At 71.9% G+C, this 16,504-nt stretch carries 15 protein-coding genes and 2 pseudogenes; 6 read left to right on the forward strand and 11 right to left on the reverse strand.

Annotated features, from left to right (window positions below; genetic code table 11):
* Positions 1–219 precede the first annotated feature (219 nt).
* The 5 genes from Aiant_RS19240 to Aiant_RS19260 form a co-directional block, all read right to left on the reverse strand.
* Complete coding sequence (locus Aiant_RS19240; RefSeq protein ID WP_229829785.1) at positions 220–1,536, reverse strand: hypothetical protein; 1,317 nt, start codon at positions 1,534–1,536, stop codon at positions 220–222.
* A gap of 18 nt (positions 1,537–1,554) precedes the next feature.
* The gene (locus Aiant_RS19245) at positions 1,555–1,941 is read right to left on the reverse strand and encodes a PPOX class F420-dependent oxidoreductase (protein WP_229829784.1); all 387 of its coding nucleotides are present in this window, start codon (positions 1,939–1,941) and stop codon (positions 1,555–1,557) included.
* Positions 1,942–2,045: 104 nt separating this feature from the next.
* Complete coding sequence (ispF, locus tag Aiant_RS19250; RefSeq protein ID WP_189328189.1) at positions 2,046–2,540, reverse strand: 2-C-methyl-D-erythritol 2,4-cyclodiphosphate synthase; 495 nt, start codon at positions 2,538–2,540, stop codon at positions 2,046–2,048.
* A 435-nt stretch (positions 2,541–2,975) separates the two neighbouring features.
* Complete coding sequence (ispD, locus tag Aiant_RS19255) at positions 2,976–3,680, reverse strand: 2-C-methyl-D-erythritol 4-phosphate cytidylyltransferase (protein ID WP_189328909.1); 705 nt, start codon at positions 3,678–3,680, stop codon at positions 2,976–2,978.
* 44 nt (positions 3,681–3,724) lie between these two features.
* Positions 3,725–4,210, reverse strand: coding sequence for a CarD family transcriptional regulator (locus Aiant_RS19260; protein WP_014447856.1), 486 nt, complete (start codon positions 4,208–4,210; stop codon positions 3,725–3,727).
* Between the two features lie 335 nt (positions 4,211–4,545).
* Between Aiant_RS19260 and Aiant_RS19265 the strand changes: the two genes are divergently transcribed.
* Positions 4,546–5,325: a hypothetical protein gene (locus Aiant_RS19265; protein ID WP_189328188.1), complete on the forward strand. Its 780-nt coding sequence runs from the start codon at positions 4,546–4,548 to the stop codon at positions 5,323–5,325.
* On the opposite strand, the gene Aiant_RS19270 is transcribed toward Aiant_RS19265, so the two are convergent.
* The 4 genes and pseudogenes from Aiant_RS19270 to Aiant_RS46870 all read right to left on the reverse strand — a co-directional run bounded on the left by Aiant_RS19270 (position 5,322) and on the right by Aiant_RS46870 (position 8,886).
* Complete coding sequence (locus tag Aiant_RS19270) at positions 5,322–5,810, reverse strand: DUF6023 family protein (protein WP_229829783.1); 489 nt, start codon at positions 5,808–5,810, stop codon at positions 5,322–5,324. The two genes, Aiant_RS19265 and Aiant_RS19270, sit on opposite strands and share 4 nt — an antisense overlap.
* Positions 5,807–6,265, reverse strand: a pseudogene (locus tag Aiant_RS19275) (3-oxoacyl-[acyl-carrier-protein] synthase III C-terminal domain-containing protein); the annotation flags it as partial. The pseudogene Aiant_RS19275 and the gene Aiant_RS19270, both read right to left, overlap by 4 nt.
* Positions 6,266–6,712: 447 nt before the next feature.
* A pseudogene (locus Aiant_RS19280) lies at positions 6,713–7,399 on the reverse strand (type III polyketide synthase); the annotation flags it as partial.
* Between the two features lie 2 nt (positions 7,400–7,401).
* A complete protein-coding gene (locus Aiant_RS46870; RefSeq protein WP_306415808.1) occupies positions 7,402–8,886 on the reverse strand; it encodes a methyltransferase domain-containing protein in 1,485 nt (494 codons plus the stop codon).
* A gap of 392 nt (positions 8,887–9,278) precedes the next feature.
* Here Aiant_RS46870 and Aiant_RS19290 point away from each other — a divergent pair, with 392 nt between their 5' ends.
* From Aiant_RS19290 to Aiant_RS19310, 5 genes are all read left to right on the forward strand, one after another.
* Positions 9,279–10,154: a UbiA family prenyltransferase gene (locus Aiant_RS19290; RefSeq protein ID WP_425322676.1), complete on the forward strand. Its 876-nt coding sequence runs from the start codon at positions 9,279–9,281 to the stop codon at positions 10,152–10,154.
* Positions 10,155–10,248: 94 nt separating this feature from the next.
* Positions 10,249–10,941: a hypothetical protein gene (locus tag Aiant_RS19295; protein ID WP_189328186.1), complete on the forward strand. Its 693-nt coding sequence runs from the start codon at positions 10,249–10,251 to the stop codon at positions 10,939–10,941.
* A 31-nt stretch (positions 10,942–10,972) separates the two neighbouring features.
* Positions 10,973–12,391, forward strand: a complete 1,419-nt coding sequence (gene radA / locus Aiant_RS19300) for a DNA repair protein RadA (protein ID WP_189328185.1) — start codon at positions 10,973–10,975, stop codon at positions 12,389–12,391.
* 164 nt (positions 12,392–12,555) lie between these two features.
* The gene (gene disA, locus Aiant_RS19305) at positions 12,556–13,656 is read left to right on the forward strand and encodes a DNA integrity scanning diadenylate cyclase DisA (protein WP_425322705.1); all 1,101 of its coding nucleotides are present in this window, start codon (positions 12,556–12,558) and stop codon (positions 13,654–13,656) included.
* 397 nt (positions 13,657–14,053) lie between these two features.
* Entirely contained in the window at positions 14,054–15,100 is a 1,047-nt protein-coding gene (locus Aiant_RS19310; RefSeq protein WP_189328183.1) for a hypothetical protein, read from the forward strand.
* A gap of 46 nt (positions 15,101–15,146) precedes the next feature.
* On the opposite strand, the gene Aiant_RS19315 is transcribed toward Aiant_RS19310, so the two are convergent.
* Complete coding sequence (locus tag Aiant_RS19315; protein ID WP_189328182.1) at positions 15,147–15,656, reverse strand: 2'-5' RNA ligase family protein; 510 nt, start codon at positions 15,654–15,656, stop codon at positions 15,147–15,149.
* Between the two features lie 7 nt (positions 15,657–15,663).
* Entirely contained in the window at positions 15,664–16,428 is a 765-nt protein-coding gene (locus Aiant_RS19320; protein ID WP_189328181.1) for an adhesin, read from the reverse strand.
* Positions 16,429–16,504: the final 76 nt, after the last annotated feature.

The following is a 16,504-nucleotide window of genomic DNA, read 5'->3' on the forward strand; positions in this document are numbered from 1 at the left end:
GCATGGCGGTCGATATCCCAGCGGGGGTGGGCCGGTGCGTTTTCCTCTGGCGGGCAGGTGGGTGGTCGCTCGCCCGCCAGCGGCGGCTGGTCGCTCGCCCGCCAGCGGCGGCTGGCCGCTCGCCCACCAGCGGCGGCTGGCCGCTCGCCCACCAGCGGCGGCTGGCCGCTCGCCCGCCAGCGGCGGCTGGTCAGGACCAGGAGGTCGGCGATCGCGGCTTCAACGGCGGCCGGTCAGGACCAGGAGGTCGGCGATCGCGGCCAGGACCATGCCGGCGATCAGTGTCGGCAAGCCGCCGACCAGAGCGTAGGCCACCAGGAACAACGGCGCGGCGAAGGTCAGGTACAGCGCCGCGAGGAGCCTGCGGTCGACGGCCCGGAGCCGGGCCAGCACGGTGCCGGCCGGCTCGGTGAGACGGCTGCGGAACCACAGGACCACCGCGAGGAAGACCAGGAAGCCGATCAGGCCGGCCCAGACCCGGGAGATGCCGGAGCTGATCAGGGTCATCGCGGCGGTGAGCACCGCGGCGACCAGGGCGCCGTTGGCGCCGTACCGGATCGTCTCGCGCACCGCGTCGGCCGAGTCGCCGGACATGTCGAGCACCGCCTTGCGCGGGCGGCTGACCGCCGGCGGCTCGGACCAGGACGGCCGGGCCGGTGGCGGCGTCGCGGGCGGCTCGGCAACGGGTCCGGCCGGGGTGGCGCCCAGCGAGGCCTCCTCGGCCAGTTCCTCCAGAGCCCGGGCCCAGCGGCGCCGTTCCAGCCGGACGATCCCGATGTCCTGGCCGGCGTCACCGATCGCCGGATCGAGGTCCAGCGACTCCGCGTAGGCCCGCTGGGCCAGGTCGAACAACCGCAGCCGGGCGGCGACCACGGCCAGCACCAGGTGCGCCTCGGCATCGGCCGGCGCCACCCGGACTCCGTTCCACGCGGCGTTCAGGGCTTCCTGGCCGTTGCGCGACTCGCTGAGCAGGGCGGCGCCGGTGCGTTGCGCGTACGGATCCTCCGGCCAGGCCCGCAGGATCTCGCCGGCCAGTTGGGCGGCCTCCGCGTAACGCCGACTGTCGGTCAGGGCCATCGCGCGCACCACCAGCGGCGACAGCTCGCCGGGCGCGGCCGCGGCGGCGCGCTCGGCGGCGGCCAGGGCCTCGACCGGCTGCTCGGCGGCCAGGTGGATCCGGGCCAGCGTGGCCAGCAGGGCGATCTCGGCCGCTCCGGTCCCCGAATCACCCGCCGAGCCGCCGCCGGGCCCGGTGCTCCACGGACCGCTGGGCGTGACACCGGCTCCAGCCGCGCCGTCGGGCGTCGCGCCGCGTTCAGCCCCACCACCGTGGGCGTCAGATCCGGACATGCCGTCGGACGTGGCGCCGGGGCCGGACGCGGCGCCGCGGGTGTCGCCCGGGCTGCCACCCGACGCGGCGCTCAGGCCGGCCGCGATCTCGTCGGCGGCCTCGTCGTAACGACCGAGGTCGGCGAGCAAGAGCGCGCGCTGGCGGTGGTCCTCCGGCGTGGTGTCAGGCTCCATGGGGGCGGGCACCGTCCGAGCGTAGGCGGTCTACCTGTAGATCACATGGGTCGGGGTGAGCCGGCAGACCACCCGTACCGTCTCCGGTCCGTCGCTGGTCCACGGCTCGTTCGCGTACTTGTAGCTGAGCTCGCCGATCAGGTCACCCTGGTCGTCGCTCAGCGTGACCGTACCCTCGATGGTGCAGTAGGAATACGGCTGCGCCGGGTCATACGCACAAATCGACACCCGAGGGTCGCGCTCCATGTTCCGGGTCTTACGCCGCCCGCGGATCGTGGAGAACAGAATGTCGTCGCCGTCGCGCTTCACCCAAATGATCGTCGACTGCGGAAAGCCATTCGGATTGATCGTGCTGAGTACCGCGTAAGTCGGGTTGTCGATCAATCTTCGAGCCACACCAGGCAGAACGACAGTCATGATCACAATCATGCCGGACGATCCCGTCCACGCTCCCGTGACGGTTACCACCCCGTAGGGTTCCGCTGCGCAATCCCGGAGTCGCGCCCGTCGGGCCCGTCGCGCTATGCCGGGCTCGCGGTCGCCATCTCGCTGTAGACCATCGCCACCGCGACCCCGGCCAGTCCCTCCCCGCGACCGGTCAGCCCCAGCCCGTCGGCCGTCGTCCCGGACACGGTGACCGGCGCGCCGACCGCCGCGGAAAGCACCTTCTCCGCCTCCGCGCGCCGCTTGCCGATCTTCGGGTGGTTCCCGATCACCTGGATCGACACGTTGCCGATCGCGTAGCCCGCCGCCCGCACCAACCGGGCGGACTCAGCGAGCAACGTCACCCCGGCCGCGCCCGCCCACTCCGGCCGACTGGTGCCGAAATTGCCACCCAGATCGCCGAGTCCCGCCGCCGAGAGGAGGGCATCGCAGGCGGCGTGCGCGGCAACGTCGGCATCCGAATGGCCGGCGAGTCCCGGCTCCCCGGGCCACTCGAGTCCCGCCACCCAGCACGGCCGACCGGCGTCAAAAGCGTGCACGTCAGTCCCGATGCCAACCCGCGGAATGATCACCCCGCCACCCTAATGCCCGTGAGCGCCTCAGGCGTCCGCGGTCGGCGGAAGGTCCAACGGTCTCGGATCCGAGGAGAGGCGGACGCTGTGGAAGCAGCGCTTCCCGGCCGGAGTAGTCCAGGCGTGTGGCGCTGAAGCCCGGAGGCCCGAGTCAGCCGGAGGCCCGGGTCAGAAGGACCGCTCGAACCGGAAGCCCTGGCGTCCGAATCCGGAAGGGCCGGGTATCCCCGATCCGGAGGTCCAGGCGTTCCGATCCGGAAGGGCCAGGTATCCCCGATCCGGAGGTCCAGGCGTTCCGATCCGGAAGGGTCAGTTATCCCCGGTCCGGGCCCAGGCGTTCCGATCCGGAAGGGTGAGGCGACCCGATCCAGGAGGATCAGGCGTCCGATTCGGGGGGCCAGGCGACCCGAAACGCGGGCCATGCATCCGGGAGGATCAGGCGGCCGGGTCCGGAAGGGCCAGCAGATGCGTGGCGAGCGCCAGATCGATCGGCCGAGTGATCTTCAGCGCCAGATCCGAACCGGGAACGCAGAGCACCGGCCGACCCAGTTTCTCGACCGCGCCGGCGTCATCGGTGTGCAGGTCGGCGGCGGCTCGATGGGCAGCCCGCAGCACCGAAGCGCGGAAACCCTGCGGAGTCTGGACGGCCCGGAGCACCGACCGGTCAACCGTGCCGAGCACGGTGTCGTCGGCGGCGACCTCTTTGATCGTGTCGACGACCGGAAGGACCGGGATCACCGCGTCAGCGCCGGCCCGGACCGCCGCGGCCACCCGCTCGACCACCGACGGTGGGGTGAGGCAGCGCGCCGCGTCGTGGACCAGCACGATCGCGACCTCGTCCGGGACCACCGCCAGCGCCGCGGCCACCGACTCCTGACGCTCGGCGCCGCCGGGCACCACGGTGACGGGGGCCACCGGGGCGAGCAGGGAGTGCACCGCGTCGACGTCAGCGGGCGGAGCGGCCACCACGATCATCCTGACCGAGGGGGCCGCGGCGAGGCGGCGCACCGTGTGAACGAGCAACGGCTCGCCGTCGAGCAGGCGCAAAGCTTTGGGCGCTCCCGGACCGAGCCGGACACCGGCACCCGCGGCAGGAACGACGACCGCGACGTCACCGCGAGCATTCAGCTGCGCGGTCACGTCGCGGTCGGCGTACATGGTGCTATGAGGGATGCGTCGGTGTATCAGGCCTCGGTGAGGACCTTGTCGAGCAGAACCTCAGCCTCGTCCTTGGTGCTCTTCTCAGCGAGGGCCACCTCGCCGACCAGGATGTCGCGGGCCTTCGCGAGCATGCGCTTCTCGCCTGCCGAGAGACCACGCTCCCGCTCGCGACGCCAGAGGTCACGAACAACCTCGGCAACCTTGAGCGGGTTACCGGAAGCGAGCTTCTCCAGGTTGGCCTTGTAGCGCCGCGACCAGTTGGTCGGCTCCTCGGTGTGCGGAGCGCGGAGGACGTCGAAGACCTTGCCCAGGCCTTCCTCGCCAACCACTTCGCGCACGCCGACTTCCTCGGCGTTCTCAGCGGGCACCCGAACCGTCAGATCGCCCTGGGCGACACGCAGAACGAGATACTGCCTTTCAACGCCCTTGATGACCCTAGTCTCGATTGCCTCGATGAGTGCGGCCCCGTGGTGGGGGTAAACAACGGTCTCGCCGACACTGAAAACCATAGGTTCGAAACCCCTTTCGCTGTGTCTAGGGTAACACGCCCAGGCGACGGTGTCTCGCCCTGACGGTCACTGTTAGTGCAGCTCAGAGGCCCTGTGACGGGGCTTTCTACCGCTTGACAGCAAAGCAGGAAGCTGCCTAAGTAACTCAAAGTGACCGAGACGTCACGGACTCTGCCAACGAGTCGGGAATTCCGGACCCTGACGGCTTTGCCAGATCAAGCGTATCGCTGAGGTCCATGCCACGACACCACTGGCGATGCGGCGTAGCGTGCGAGACGCTGGACGGAAGTTCCCCGACCGAAGCAAGATCTGGTCGGCCAGGGGGGAGGTGAGTCATGGCAGGCGCGAGCGACAACGGCGGCTGGCCGCCGCCCGACGGCGGCTCTTCCGACGACCTGCCCGACCTTCCTGAGGAGTGGGGCGTCATCGTCATCCCGGACGACCTGTCGGAGCTGTCCGACGAGGTCGAGGCGGTGCGCGCCGAGCTGCACCTGGCTCCGCCGCCCAACCGCTGGCAGCGGTTCGCCCGCCGGCCCGCGGTCCGCCGGCTGCGCCGGGCAGGCGCCCTGTTGCTGCGCGCGCCGGTCCTGATCGTCTCGATGGCGATCCTGGTCACGGTGGCCAGCCTGTTCGCCTCGGCCTGGCCCGGGACGCCTCGGCAGCCGGCCACTCAGCGCACCTCGGACACCACCACGACCCCGGCCAAGACTCTTCCGGCGCTCGATCTGATCGGCGCCGACGGTCAGGCCGTGCCCCTCCTGGCGCACAGACCGATGGTGGTCATCATCACGGACGGTTGCGACTGCGAGCGACTGATCGCCGAGACCGTCGCCGCGGTCCGGCAGGATGTGTCGGTTCTGGCCGTCTCGACCACGGCCCCGTCGGCCACCGCCTCGCAGGGCGGCCTGGCACCGGCCCAGACCCCACGCGCCGACGGCAAGACCGTGCTCTACCTTCAGGACCCGACCGGTCACCTGCGCGAACGCGCCGGCCTGACCAGCGCCCGGGACGGCAGCGCCGCCACCTTCGTGGTCAACAAGGCCGGCGACGTGCTCCGCGTGTGTCAACACGTCGTGTCGGTCGCCGCGTTCGAGGCCGACCTGGCCCGCATCTAGCCCTGGGCACTCCGCTCGAGGGTGTATCGGAAGATGATCGGCCCGGCCTGATCCACCACGACCCGCAGATGCAACCGGCTGCCGACGCCGACGCTGAACACCTCCGGCGTCCGGGAGCCTGAACAGCGCAGGCCACGCCCGGAGTCCTCCTCGCCCTCGCCGAGACTGACCCGGACCGAACTGTCGTCCGGCCCCGCGCAGACCACCGAGATCAGGAACGCCCCTCCGTCCAGATCATCAGTTTTCGCATAATCAGCGCCCGCGGCCAGCACGAGAGTTTCCGCGGTCTCCTGGTCCCCGGTCTCCGGCAACAGCTGCTCGGCGGCAAGCCGCCAGGTCAGCAGCCGCGGATCAGCCTCCGACCGGGGCCGCGCCGACCACCACCAGCCCGCACCCACGACGAGCAGGAGCGCGGCCGCCACGCGCAGCACCACCCCGCGTCCCCGTTCGCCGCTTATGGTGCGGTTGTCCCGTTCGCCGCTCACGATGCGACTGTAGAGAACTCGAGCAGGGCGCCGTAAAGCGTGAGCCCGGGACCGAAGGCGAGCATCACCACCCTGCGCGGCGGCTGCGCCGCCCGACGCAGAGCGTCCAGGATCAGAAGCACGGTCGGTGACGAACAATTTCCGTACGTCGACAGCACTCCCCGTGAAGCCGCCAGCGCCGACTCGCCCAGGCCCAGCCGCTCCTGCACCACGTCGAGGATCCGCGGACCACCGGGGTGCACGGCCCACCCGTCCACGTCGCCGATGCTCAGCCCGTGCCGCCCGAGCAGGTCGCCAACCAGCGCCCGGACGTGCACGGACAGCACCGCGGGCACCTCCGGGGACAGCCCCATCCGAAACCCGAGATCCGTCACCTCCCAGGTCATGTGCCCCGCCGTAGTGGTATCAGTGACCGCCGCAACCTCGCGCACCACATACCCCGGAAGCGACCCCGGCCGACCCTCGAGCGCAGTCGCGTCACCGAGGAGCGGGGTTTGGCCGGGGATCGGGGTCCCATCACTGGAGAACTCAGTCACTTGGCCGGGGAATGCCGTCGCCTGGGCGGGAACCGCCTCCTGGCCGAGACGCGGGGTCGCCTGGTCGGGGAGCGGGGACGCGCGACCGGGGCGCGGAGTCGCCTGATCGAGACGCGGAGTCGCCTGGCCTGGAAGCGGGGTCGCCTGGCCGGGGCGCGGGGTCACCTGGCCTGGAAGCGGAGTCGCCTGGCCTGGAAGCGGGGTCGCGTGGCCCGGGAGCGGGGTCCCGTCACCGGAGAACGCGGCCGTCTCGCCGGAGAACGCAGTCGCGTGGCCCGGGAGTGGGGTCCCGTCACCAGAGAACGCGGCCGTCTCGCCGGAGAACGCAGTCGCGTGGCCCGGGAGTGGGACCGGGGCGGGAAGCGTCACGTCAACGGGAGGCGGGACCTGGTGGTCGGCGGATGAGCGGTCCGGACGAGGGTGGCCGGAGAGGGGCGCGGCGGCCGGGGTGAGCACCACGGCGGCCGCGGCGTCGGAGAAGAGGGCGTGCGAGACGATCTGTTGGACGTCCGGCGCGCCGGATCCGGCGGGCTGCATGTGCAGGCTGGTCAGCTCGGTGCAGAGCAGCAGCGCCGGGCGGCCGCGGGCGACCACGAAGTCGCTCGCCGCGCCCAGTCCCGGCAATGCGGCGTAACAACCCATGTGCCCGACGAAGAGCCGCTGCACGTTCGGTGACATGGCCAGATCGCGGGCGAGCAGGATGTCCAGCCCGGGCGTGGCATAACCGGTACAGGAGCAGACTGCGAAAAGTCCCAAATCGGCCGCGGCGATCCCCGCGTCGGCCAGCGCTCGGCTCGCCGCGGCCCGGCCCAACGGCACCGCCTCGTCCTGGTAGCGGCGCATCCGGCGCTCGGTGGACCACTCGGAGACGTCCTCCAGCAGCGGGCTCACCGCGGCCTGCCGGGTGACCACCCCGGAGTTCGCGAAGATCCGCTGAGCCAGACCGCGCCGACCACCCGCGTAGTGCCGCGCGAAGAAGCCCTCCCACAACTCGTCCTGCACCGCCGTGGGCGGCAACGCCACCCCCAGCCCGCTGATCACCGCGCCGACCATGGTCACCTGCCGTCACGATCCGCGGCCACCAAGGCCGCCGCTGGGTGCTCGGCACGGTCCCTCGCCGAGCGCTCCTCACTGCTGCCCGGGTGGTCGACGCCACGGCTTCCCGCCCTGAGGGCGTAGCGGCTGCCTTCACCGTCACGCCCGAATGCGGGAGCCGCATGGCCGGATGCGGAAGCGGCCCGGCCGGAGGCAGCCGGGGCGGCGCGGCCGGACGAGGGAACGGCCCGGCCGGACGCGGGATCCGCAGGGCCGGATGCGGAAGCGGCCCGGCCGGAGGCAGCCGGGGCGGCGCGGCCGGACGAGGGAACGGCCCGACCGGACGCGGGATCCGCATAGCCAGATGCGGAAGCGGCCCGGCCGGAGGCAGCCGGGGCGGCGCGGCCGGACGAGGGAGCCGCATGGCCGGATGCGGAAGCGGCCCGGCCGGAGGCAGCCGGGGCGGCGCGGCCAGATGCGGGACGGGCGCGGCCGGAGGCAGCCGGGGCGGCGCGGCTGAAAGCGGCGGGGACAGCGCGGGTAGGCGCGGTGGCGCTGATGCCGGCGGGAGTGGTTCGCCAGATGTCGGTAGGAGCGGGGGTAGTGCCGGTAAGCGCTGTAGGAGTGGTAGCTGCGGCAGCCGTTCGAGGGGTGCCGGGAGGCACGGCGGGAGTGGTGGTGCTGGTAAGCGCCGTGGGAGTGGTGCCGTTCAGCGCCGTGGCCGTCGGGCCGGTGGGAATGGTGTCGGCCGCGGTGGTGTCGACGGGGGCGCTGGGAGTGGTGCCGGTAGGCGCGGCGGGGGCGGGTTTGTGGCCGAGGGCCTGGTAGAGGACCGCGGTGGAGAAGGTGGGGAGGATGCGGCCGAGCGGGCGACCGGGCCGGGCACGGCTGGAGGTCAGCCAGCGAATCAGGCCGGGGAGGCTTGGTCGCACGCCGCGGACGGCCAGGCGGACGCCGTGGCGGGCGAACTCGGCGCGCAGCCGGGTCGGCGTGACGAAGAGTGCCGGGTCGTGCAGTCCCACCGGCGCAACCCCGGACCGCTCCCCCAGGGTGACCGCGATGAAGCGGCTGAGCGCGGTGGCGTTCAGCGTGTCGAGCACCACCGTGCCGCCCGGGCGGAGCACCCGGCACAGCTCGGCGACCGTCGCGCTCAGGTCGGGGACGTGCTCCAGGATCTCGCCGGCCACCACCACGTCGGCCGCGGCGTCGGCGAGCGGCAGCGCGGCCACGTCGCCGCCGACCGGGGAGACGCCCTGCTCGGCGGCGCGGGTGAGGCCGGAGCGGCGCAGGTCGACGCCGACGTGCCGATAGCCCAGGTCGCGGACGTGCGGGGCGAGCAGGCCGCCGCCGCAGCCGGCGTCCAGCAGGATCCGGCCGGGCTCGGCGGGCCGCGGGATCAACTCGGCGCGGGCTGCCGCGAGCCAATGCAGCAGCTCGAACCGGCCACCCGGGCGCCACCACTCGTCGGCCAGGTCGTCGTACTGGCACGGATCGTTACGCCGCATCGACAACATGTGATCGAGACTGGCACGATCTCCGCCGAGGCACCACCGGACGGCATTGAACCTGTGGACAACCCGCCCGGCAGGACCCATCGCCGTTGAACCTGTGGACAGACGCCCGGCAGGACCCGTCGCCATCGAAGCCGTGGACGAGGCACCAGGTCAGACCGGAGGGCATCCCAACCGTGGACGAGACGCCGGGCCAGACCGGACGGCATCCCAACCGTGGACGAGACGCCAGGTCAGACCGGACGGCATCCCAACCGTGGACGAGGCGCCGGGCCAGACCCGAGGTCATCGAAACCGTGGCGAGCCGGCGGGCCAGACCGGACGGCATTGGACCTACGGACAGCCGCCGAGTGGGACGGGCCGCCCCGGTGGGTGACTGCTGTCGCATGAGGAACGGTGGCCGGACAGTCACCACGGGACGCAGACTGCTCACCATGTCCCGTGCGCTCGCCCTGCTGCGCTCCGCCCATCCGGAACCGGGCGCCGCCGTGACCCTGGCGATGACCCTGCTCGCCGCCGGCGCGGGGCACCGTGGCCGGCGCCTGCTCTGCGTGGCGCTCGCGGTGGCGGCCACCCAACTCGCCGTCGGCTGGGTGAACGACTGGCTGGACGCGGACCGGGACCGGCAGACCGGCCGGCGGGACAAACCCGTCGCGGCGGGCGCGGTCTCTCGTCGTACCGTAGGAATTGCGGGGTTGATCGCGGCCTTGGCCGCGCCTGTGGTGGCGATTCCGCTCGGCGCGGCAGCCGCGGTGACCATCGGCGTGGCCGCGCTCGTCGGCTTGCTCTACGACTGGCCGCTGAAGTCGACGCCGTTCTCCGTGCTGCCCTATCTGGTGGCGTTCGGGCTGTTGCCGGCGTTCGTGGTGGTGGCGCTGCCCGGGCATCCGGCGCCACCGGCCTGGCTGCTGCTGGCGGCCGGGCTGCTCGGCGCCGGGGCGCACTTCGCCAACGTGCTGCCGGACCTCGCCGACGACGCGGCGACCGGGGTGCGTGGCCTGCCGCATCGGATCGGGGCGCGCGGCTCCCGGCTGGCCGCCGCGGCACTGCTGCTGGGTGCCACGGTGACCCTGGTCCTGGGGCCACCCGGACCGCCTTCCTGGACGGGTTGGCTGGCCGGAGCGGCGGCCGTGGTGCTCCTGCCGATCGGCTGGTACCTGGCCGGTCGCACCCGGGGACGGCCGGTGGCGCTGTTCCGCGCGGTGATCGTGGTGGCCCTGATCGACGTCCTCCTGCTGATCTCCAGCGGACCGGTGGTGTGATCCACTGCGGCCGGATGGATGGGTCGGCGCACGCGGCGGATTACCGCCCACTAGGCTGATCACACACCTTGGTGTCGCTATTTGGAGGATCGTGATGCGCTCGCTGGTAACCCGTCGCGCCGCCCTGGTCGCGGGTGTCGCCACCGTCGGTGCCATCGCGCTGGCCGGTTGCTCGGCCGGCCAGGTTGCCGAGACTGCCGAGCTGGTCACCCCGATCGCGGGGGTGAACGCGCAGTCCGTCGACGGCGCCGTGTTCGTGCGCAACGCGCAGATCACGTACAACGGCATCCAGGGCTACGCCAAGGGTGAGAACGCGCCGCTCGAGCTGAGCCTCTACAACCAGTCCGAGGAAGACGTCACGGTCTCGATCACCAGCGAGCCGACCGACCAGCCGCAGGTGGTCTCGGCGAAGCAGGTGGGCTTCGTCACCACCCCGACCCCGGCGCCGACCGGGACCGCCGTCCCCGAGGTCTCGGGCAAGCCGGCCGCGTCGGCCTCGGGCAAGCCCGCCGCCTCGGCCACGCCAGCCGCCACGCCGACCCCCGTGGTCACCGCTGCGCAGATCAAGCTTTCGCCGCTCGGCCAGGCCCTGTTCCGCCCGACCGACGCGAACAAGCTCCAGGTCGTCGGCCTGAGCGACAACCTGCGGCCGGGTGAGAAGGTCAACCTCGTGCTCCACTTCAGCACCGGCGCGGCCGACCTGCACATCCAGGCGCCGGTCGCGATCCCGGTGACCGCGGCCTCCCGGGCGCCCGGCGCGACGGGTGAGAACTCCGAGCACGAGTGACGTTGTCATACCCGGCGGCTAACTTGGCCGGGTGACATCCTCGCGAACCAGTTCCAAGGCAGCCCGGCCGGCCTACGTCTGCGACGCCTGCGGCCACCAGCCACCGAAATGGCTGGGCCGCTGCCCGGAGTGCGGCGAGTGGGGCTCGATCATCGAGTCCACGGTGTCCGTCGGGGTCTCCGGCCGGGTGGTCAGCTCCCGCATGCCGAGCGAGCCGGCCCGGCCGATCTCGCAGATCAGCGCCGCGCCCGCCCGAGCCGTGCCGAGCGGCGTCAGCGAGCTCGACCGGGTGCTCGGCGGCGGCCTGGTCCCCGGCGCGGTGGTGCTGCTCGCCGGTGAGCCCGGGGTGGGCAAGTCGACGCTGCTGCTCGACGTGGCCCAGCAGTGGGCCACCGGGGCCGGCACACCGTCGCTGGTGGTCAGCGGCGAGGAGTCGGTGAGCCAGGTCCGGCTGCGGGCCGAGCGGCTCGGCGCGCTGCACGAGCGCCTGTTCCTGGCCGCCGAGAATGATCTGGGGACGGTCATCGGCCACCTCGACGCGGTCAAGCCGGGTCTGCTGGTGCTCGACTCGGTGCAGACCGTCTCGGCCCCCGGCACCGAGGGTGTGCCCGGCGGCGTCACCCAGGTCCGGGCGGTCACCGCGGCCCTGGTCTCGATCGCCAAGGAGCGGGGCATCGCCACCGTCCTGGTCGGTCACGTCACCAAGGACGGTCAGGTGGCCGGTCCCCGGGTGCTGGAGCACCTGGTCGACGTGGTGCTGCACTTCGAGGGTGACAAGCACTCGTCGCTGCGCCTGGTCCGCGGGGTGAAAAACCGGTTCGGCGCGGCCGACGAGGTGGGCTGTTTCGAGATGCACGAGGGCGGGATCAGCAGCCTGCCCGACCCGTCCGGCCTGTTCCTGACCCGTTATCAGGAGCCGGTCCCGGGCACCTGCGTGACGGTCGCGATGGAGGGCCGGCGGGCGCTGGTCACCGAGGTGCAGGCGCTGATCGGGGCCGAGGTGCAGGGCTCACCGCGGCGCACGGTGTCCGGTCTCGACAGCGCCCGGCTGGCCATGGTGCTGGCCGTGCTGGAGCGCCGCACCAAGCAGATCAAGCTGTACAACCGGGAGGTGTTCGCGGCCACCGTGGGCGGCATCCGGCTCACCGAGCCCTCCGCCGACCTGGCGATGGCCCTCGCGGTGGCGTCCGGCGGGCTCGATCTGGCGATGGCGCCCACCCTGGTGGCGATCGGCGAGGTCGGGCTGACCGGGGAGATCCGCCGGGTGAGCGCGATCGGCCGGCGGCTGGCCGAGGCGGCCCGGCTCGGGTTCCGGGTGGCCCTGGTGCCGCCGGGCAGTCTCAACGGTGAGGCCGGCGCGCCCAAGGGCATGGAGGTGATCGAGGTCGGCGACCTGCGCTCGGCGTTGCAGAACGCGGCACGGGCCTCAGCCGAGCACAGCGGCCGGTGACCGAGAGTGACGATTCATCACGCTACGGAGCATTCATCGAACCATGCCTCGTTGCCCGTGATGAAGGTTCGTAGACTGTACCGGTGCCGCTCGACCGCGATGGTTCCAAGTCCGCCGCCAGTTCAACGCCGCGCCCCGGCGTCAACGGCGCGGGTCACCGCGCGGTGGCCCCGTTGACCGGCATCGGCCTCACCGGGGGCGCCAGCGATCCGATCCGGGCCAACCTCGCCCTGATGGCTCCCGGCACCGCGCTGCGCGACGGTCTGGAGCGGATCCTCCGCGGCCGCACCGGCGCGCTGATCGTGCTGGGCTATGACGCGGTCGTCGAGCAGATCTGCACCGGCGGCTTCCCGCTCGATGTGGAGTTCTCCGCCACCCGCCTGCGCGAGCTGTGCAAGATGGACGGCGCCGTGGTGCTCTCCAGCGACGGTACCCGGATCGTCCGGGCCGCGGTGCACCTGATGCCCGACCCGTCCATCCCGTCCGAGGAGTCGGGCACCCGGCACCGCACCGCCGAGCGGGTGGCCAAGCAGTCCGGTTTCCCGGTGATCTCGGTCAGCCAGTCGATGCACATCATCGGGCTCTATGTGAACGGGCAGCGGCACGTCCTGGACGATTCGGCCGCCATCCTGTCCCGGGCCAACCAGGCACTGGCCACCCTGGAGCGCTACAAGCTGCGGCTCGACGAGGTGTCCGGCACCCTCTCCGCCCTGGAGATCGAGGACCTGGTCACGGTCCGGGACGCGGTCGCGGTGGTGCAGCGGCTGGAGATGGTCCGCCGGATCGCCGACGAGATCTCGGGTTACGTGGTGGAGCTGGGCACCGACGGCCGCCTGCTCGCCCTCCAGCTGGACGAGCTGATGGCCGGCGTCGACGCGGACCGCACCCTGGTGATCCGGGACTACCTGCCGACCGGGCGCAAGGCACGCACGCTGGACGAGGCGCTGGTCGAGCTGGACCTGCTCACCGCCACCGAGATGATCGACCTGGTCGCGGTGGCCAAGGCGATCGGCTACCCGGGCGCCTCCGACGCGCTGGACGCCGCGGTGTCGCCGCGCGGGTTCCGCCTGCTGGCCAAGGTGCCGCGGCTGCCCGCGCAGATCGTGGACCGGCTGGTCGACCACTTCGGCAGCCTGCAACGGCTGCTCGGGGCGACGGTCGAGGATCTCCAGGCGGTCGAGGGCGTCGGGGACGCGCGGGCTCGCGGAGTGCGGGAGGGGCTGTCCCGGCTCGCCGAGGCATCGATACTCGAGCGTTACGTCTGATTCGGCGTACCGAAAAGGCCTGAAACCGCAAGCGATCCACCCTCTTTCGGGGGATTCTGTTGCCGCGGCCGCCATGACCCTGTGTCACGGATGGCACGAGCTTGTGAAGTCGGCAGTTATTTTTTCGGACTTTTCATCGCATCCTGCGCGCGCGGCGGACGGATCCGGCGCGATTCCTCGACGGTCGACGCTACTTAGCGTGATGGGGTCTTCCGTTACGCTAAGCCACGTCCTAGCCTGATCTCCGCCGCGGACGAACCGCCGCGTGCACCCAGTTTTGGGGAGATCGTGATCCGGGCCGAGCTGAATCGGTCACCGCGTGGCGGCCCGGGGAGTCAGTGGTGAGACCGCCCCCTACCCGATTGCAGAGTTGGGGGCATCCGCCTTGCGCCGGATCATGCTCATTCTCGGCGGCGCCGCCGTCGCCACCGCCGCGTTCGCCGGGATCTCGCCGGCCGCCAATGCCGGCACCGCCTACGAGTCGTGCGTCAGCGCGGCCGACGCGACCTACACGCACAGCTTCGACGGCCCCGGCGGCACCGCGGTGATCACCGCGGTGAAGCCGCTGTGTGCCGGCGAGTCGCAGGACTTCTCGCTGGTCTCCTACACCGCGCCGAAGAAGACCTACGCCACCCCGCAGTTCGTCTACGACGCGAAGACCGGCCGGATCGACGCCGGGCACCGCAGCGTCTCGCTGGACGTGCAGGTGCCCGGCTGCTTCACCCAGGTCGACACGGTCTTCGGCGCCTCGATCCTGAACGAGATCACCGGCAGCACCACCCAGTACGGCAACGCCAAGCTCGGCTCGTCGGCCGGTATCGGCAGCCGGTCCAGCGGTCGTGCGGCCTGGTACAACGGCGGTGAGGGCGTCTGCTCGCCGCGGCCCGCGGTGACCTTCGCCAGCGACTGTGCCGGCACCCTGCACATCCGGATGGCGAACGCCGTGGACGCCAAGGTGGACGCGGTCTTCACGCTGGACGGCAAGTGGATCCGGGTCCGGCCGGGTCAGTCGGCCGAGCGCACCGCCCCGGCCGGGACGACCGTGACGGTCCGGGACAACACGTTCACGACCAGCACCGGCACCTGGACCAAGCCGTCCGACTGCGTCAAGCCGACGCCGCCCACCACGCCGCCGACGACCGTCCCCACGACGGCTCCGACCACCGCGCCGACGACTGCGCCGACGACCGCCCCGACGACCGCGCCCACGACGGCTCCCACCACTGAGCCCACCACCGCGCCGGTCACCGAGTCGCCCTCGTCGGCCGCCCCGGTGGCGACCACCCCCGCCACGCCCACCCCGAGCACCAGCACCGAGCCCGCCCTCGCGCTCACCGGCTCCGACTCGATGCAGCTGATCTGGTACGCGATCGGCTTCCTGCTGGTCGGCGGTGGCCTGCTGATCGCCGGACGCCAGGTGCGCAAAGGTCGCCACACCGTCTGAGCAAGCCTGAGTCGAAGCGGAGGCCGGGCACACGGCCTCCGCTTCGTCATAGGGGATGCGCGATGTCGTTCGCGTGGTCGGCGATCGCCGCCCCGGTCACCGTCGCGGACAGCGGCAGGATCTCCAGGCAGCGGCGGATCGCCGGGGCCATCATCGGGTTCGGCACCCGCAGCGACACGGTGCAGTGCGGCACCCAGCGTCCCGGCTGATAGTGCTCCCAGATCTCCACCCCGCCGGCGGCCAGCCGCTCGTGCACCGCGCGATGGTGGTCCAGCAGCTCCCCGGTCATGGTGACGCCGAGCCAGAGCACCCGGCCCACGAACTGCCCGACGAAATCCATCTGCACGGTGATCCCACGGCCCACAGCCAGCCCGTCGAGCGCCGCGGCCGCGGCCACCGGGTCGATCGTCCGGGCGGCCGCGAGGGAGATGTGCGGGCGGTGCTTCTGGTGCAGCGACCCGAGAGTCGGGATCCCCTCCGCTTCCAGGGCACGCCACAGCGTCCGGACCCGCCGCGTGGCGTCGACGTCCAGGTACAGCTCGAGCGCCGCGACCAACCGCTGATCAGGCCGTGATGGTCAGGGTGACCGGCTTGCTGAGAATCTGGTCCAGGCGGCCGCGCAGCTGATACTGCCCGGCTTCCGGGGCCGGACCGGCGGCGACGGAACCACTGCACGCACTGGACTGGCGGCCGTTCCAGGTGATGTTCCACTCGCGCTCGGCGCCGGGCGCGAACGACTGAACGTCGCTGCCCTTGGCCGTGCTGCACTTGTCCGACGACCAGACCTTCTGCGCGCCCTGGTCGAGGTAGAGCTCCTGCGGGTCGGCGCCGACGTCACGGGTGCACGTACGCGTACCGACGTTCTTGATCTTCAAGGTGATCGCCAGTGGCACGCCGCGCTTGATCGTGGTGGCCGCGGGCACCGGCGTCACCAGCATCTCGGCGTCCGCGCAGGAACCGTCGGCCGGCTCGTTGACGTTGGTGTTGCTCCCGGTCCCGTTGATGCTCCCGGTGGTCGGCAGCAGGCCGCTGCCATCGCCACCGGGCAACGTCCCCTGGGACTGCACGGCATCCGGGTCCGGGTAGGACTGTCCACCGGGCGGCGCCGAGTCGAGCAGGCCGGACGGGGCGGGCGACGCCGTGGCCGACGTCTTGGCCGGGGCCGGTGTCGGGAGCGACGATGACGCGTTCTTGGTGTTCGGCGTCTTGTCGTCCTCATGGGAACACGCCACGAACCACACGATGATGCCCAGCAGCAGGGCGCCGAGCACGACCGCACGCCGCCGCCAGTAGACCGCGGGTGGGAGGGGACCAACCGTCGCACGCATGATGTGGCCCACCGTAAACCCATCGACCCGTGGATGAAGGGCACGACGCGCCGGGCAACCGACACCAACTTGAGGA

This window comes from Actinoplanes ianthinogenes (assembly GCF_018324205.1).
GTDB lineage: Bacteria > Actinomycetota > Actinomycetes > Mycobacteriales > Micromonosporaceae > Actinoplanes > Actinoplanes ianthinogenes.

Coding starts and splice junctions, on each gene's coding strand:
- Aiant_RS19245 (WP_229829784.1), bottom strand. CDS start 1,941: ATGACTGTCGTTCTGCCTGGTGTGGCTCGAAGATTGATCGACAACCCG.
- Aiant_RS19260 (WP_014447856.1), bottom strand. CDS start 4,210: ATGGTTTTCAGTGTCGGCGAGACCGTTGTTTACCCCCACCACGGGGCC.
- Aiant_RS19265 (WP_189328188.1), top strand. CDS start 4,546: ATGGCAGGCGCGAGCGACAACGGCGGCTGGCCGCCGCCCGACGGCGGC.
- Aiant_RS46870 (WP_306415808.1), bottom strand. CDS start 8,886: ATGCGGCGTAACGATCCGTGCCAGTACGACGACCTGGCCGACGAGTGG.
- Aiant_RS19290 (WP_425322676.1), top strand. CDS start 9,279: ATGAGGAACGGTGGCCGGACAGTCACCACGGGACGCAGACTGCTCACC.
- Aiant_RS19295 (WP_189328186.1), top strand. CDS start 10,249: ATGCGCTCGCTGGTAACCCGTCGCGCCGCCCTGGTCGCGGGTGTCGCC.
- Aiant_RS19310 (WP_189328183.1), top strand. CDS start 14,054: ATGCTCATTCTCGGCGGCGCCGCCGTCGCCACCGCCGCGTTCGCCGGG.
- Aiant_RS19320 (WP_189328181.1), bottom strand. CDS start 16,428: ATGCGTGCGACGGTTGGTCCCCTCCCACCCGCGGTCTACTGGCGGCGG.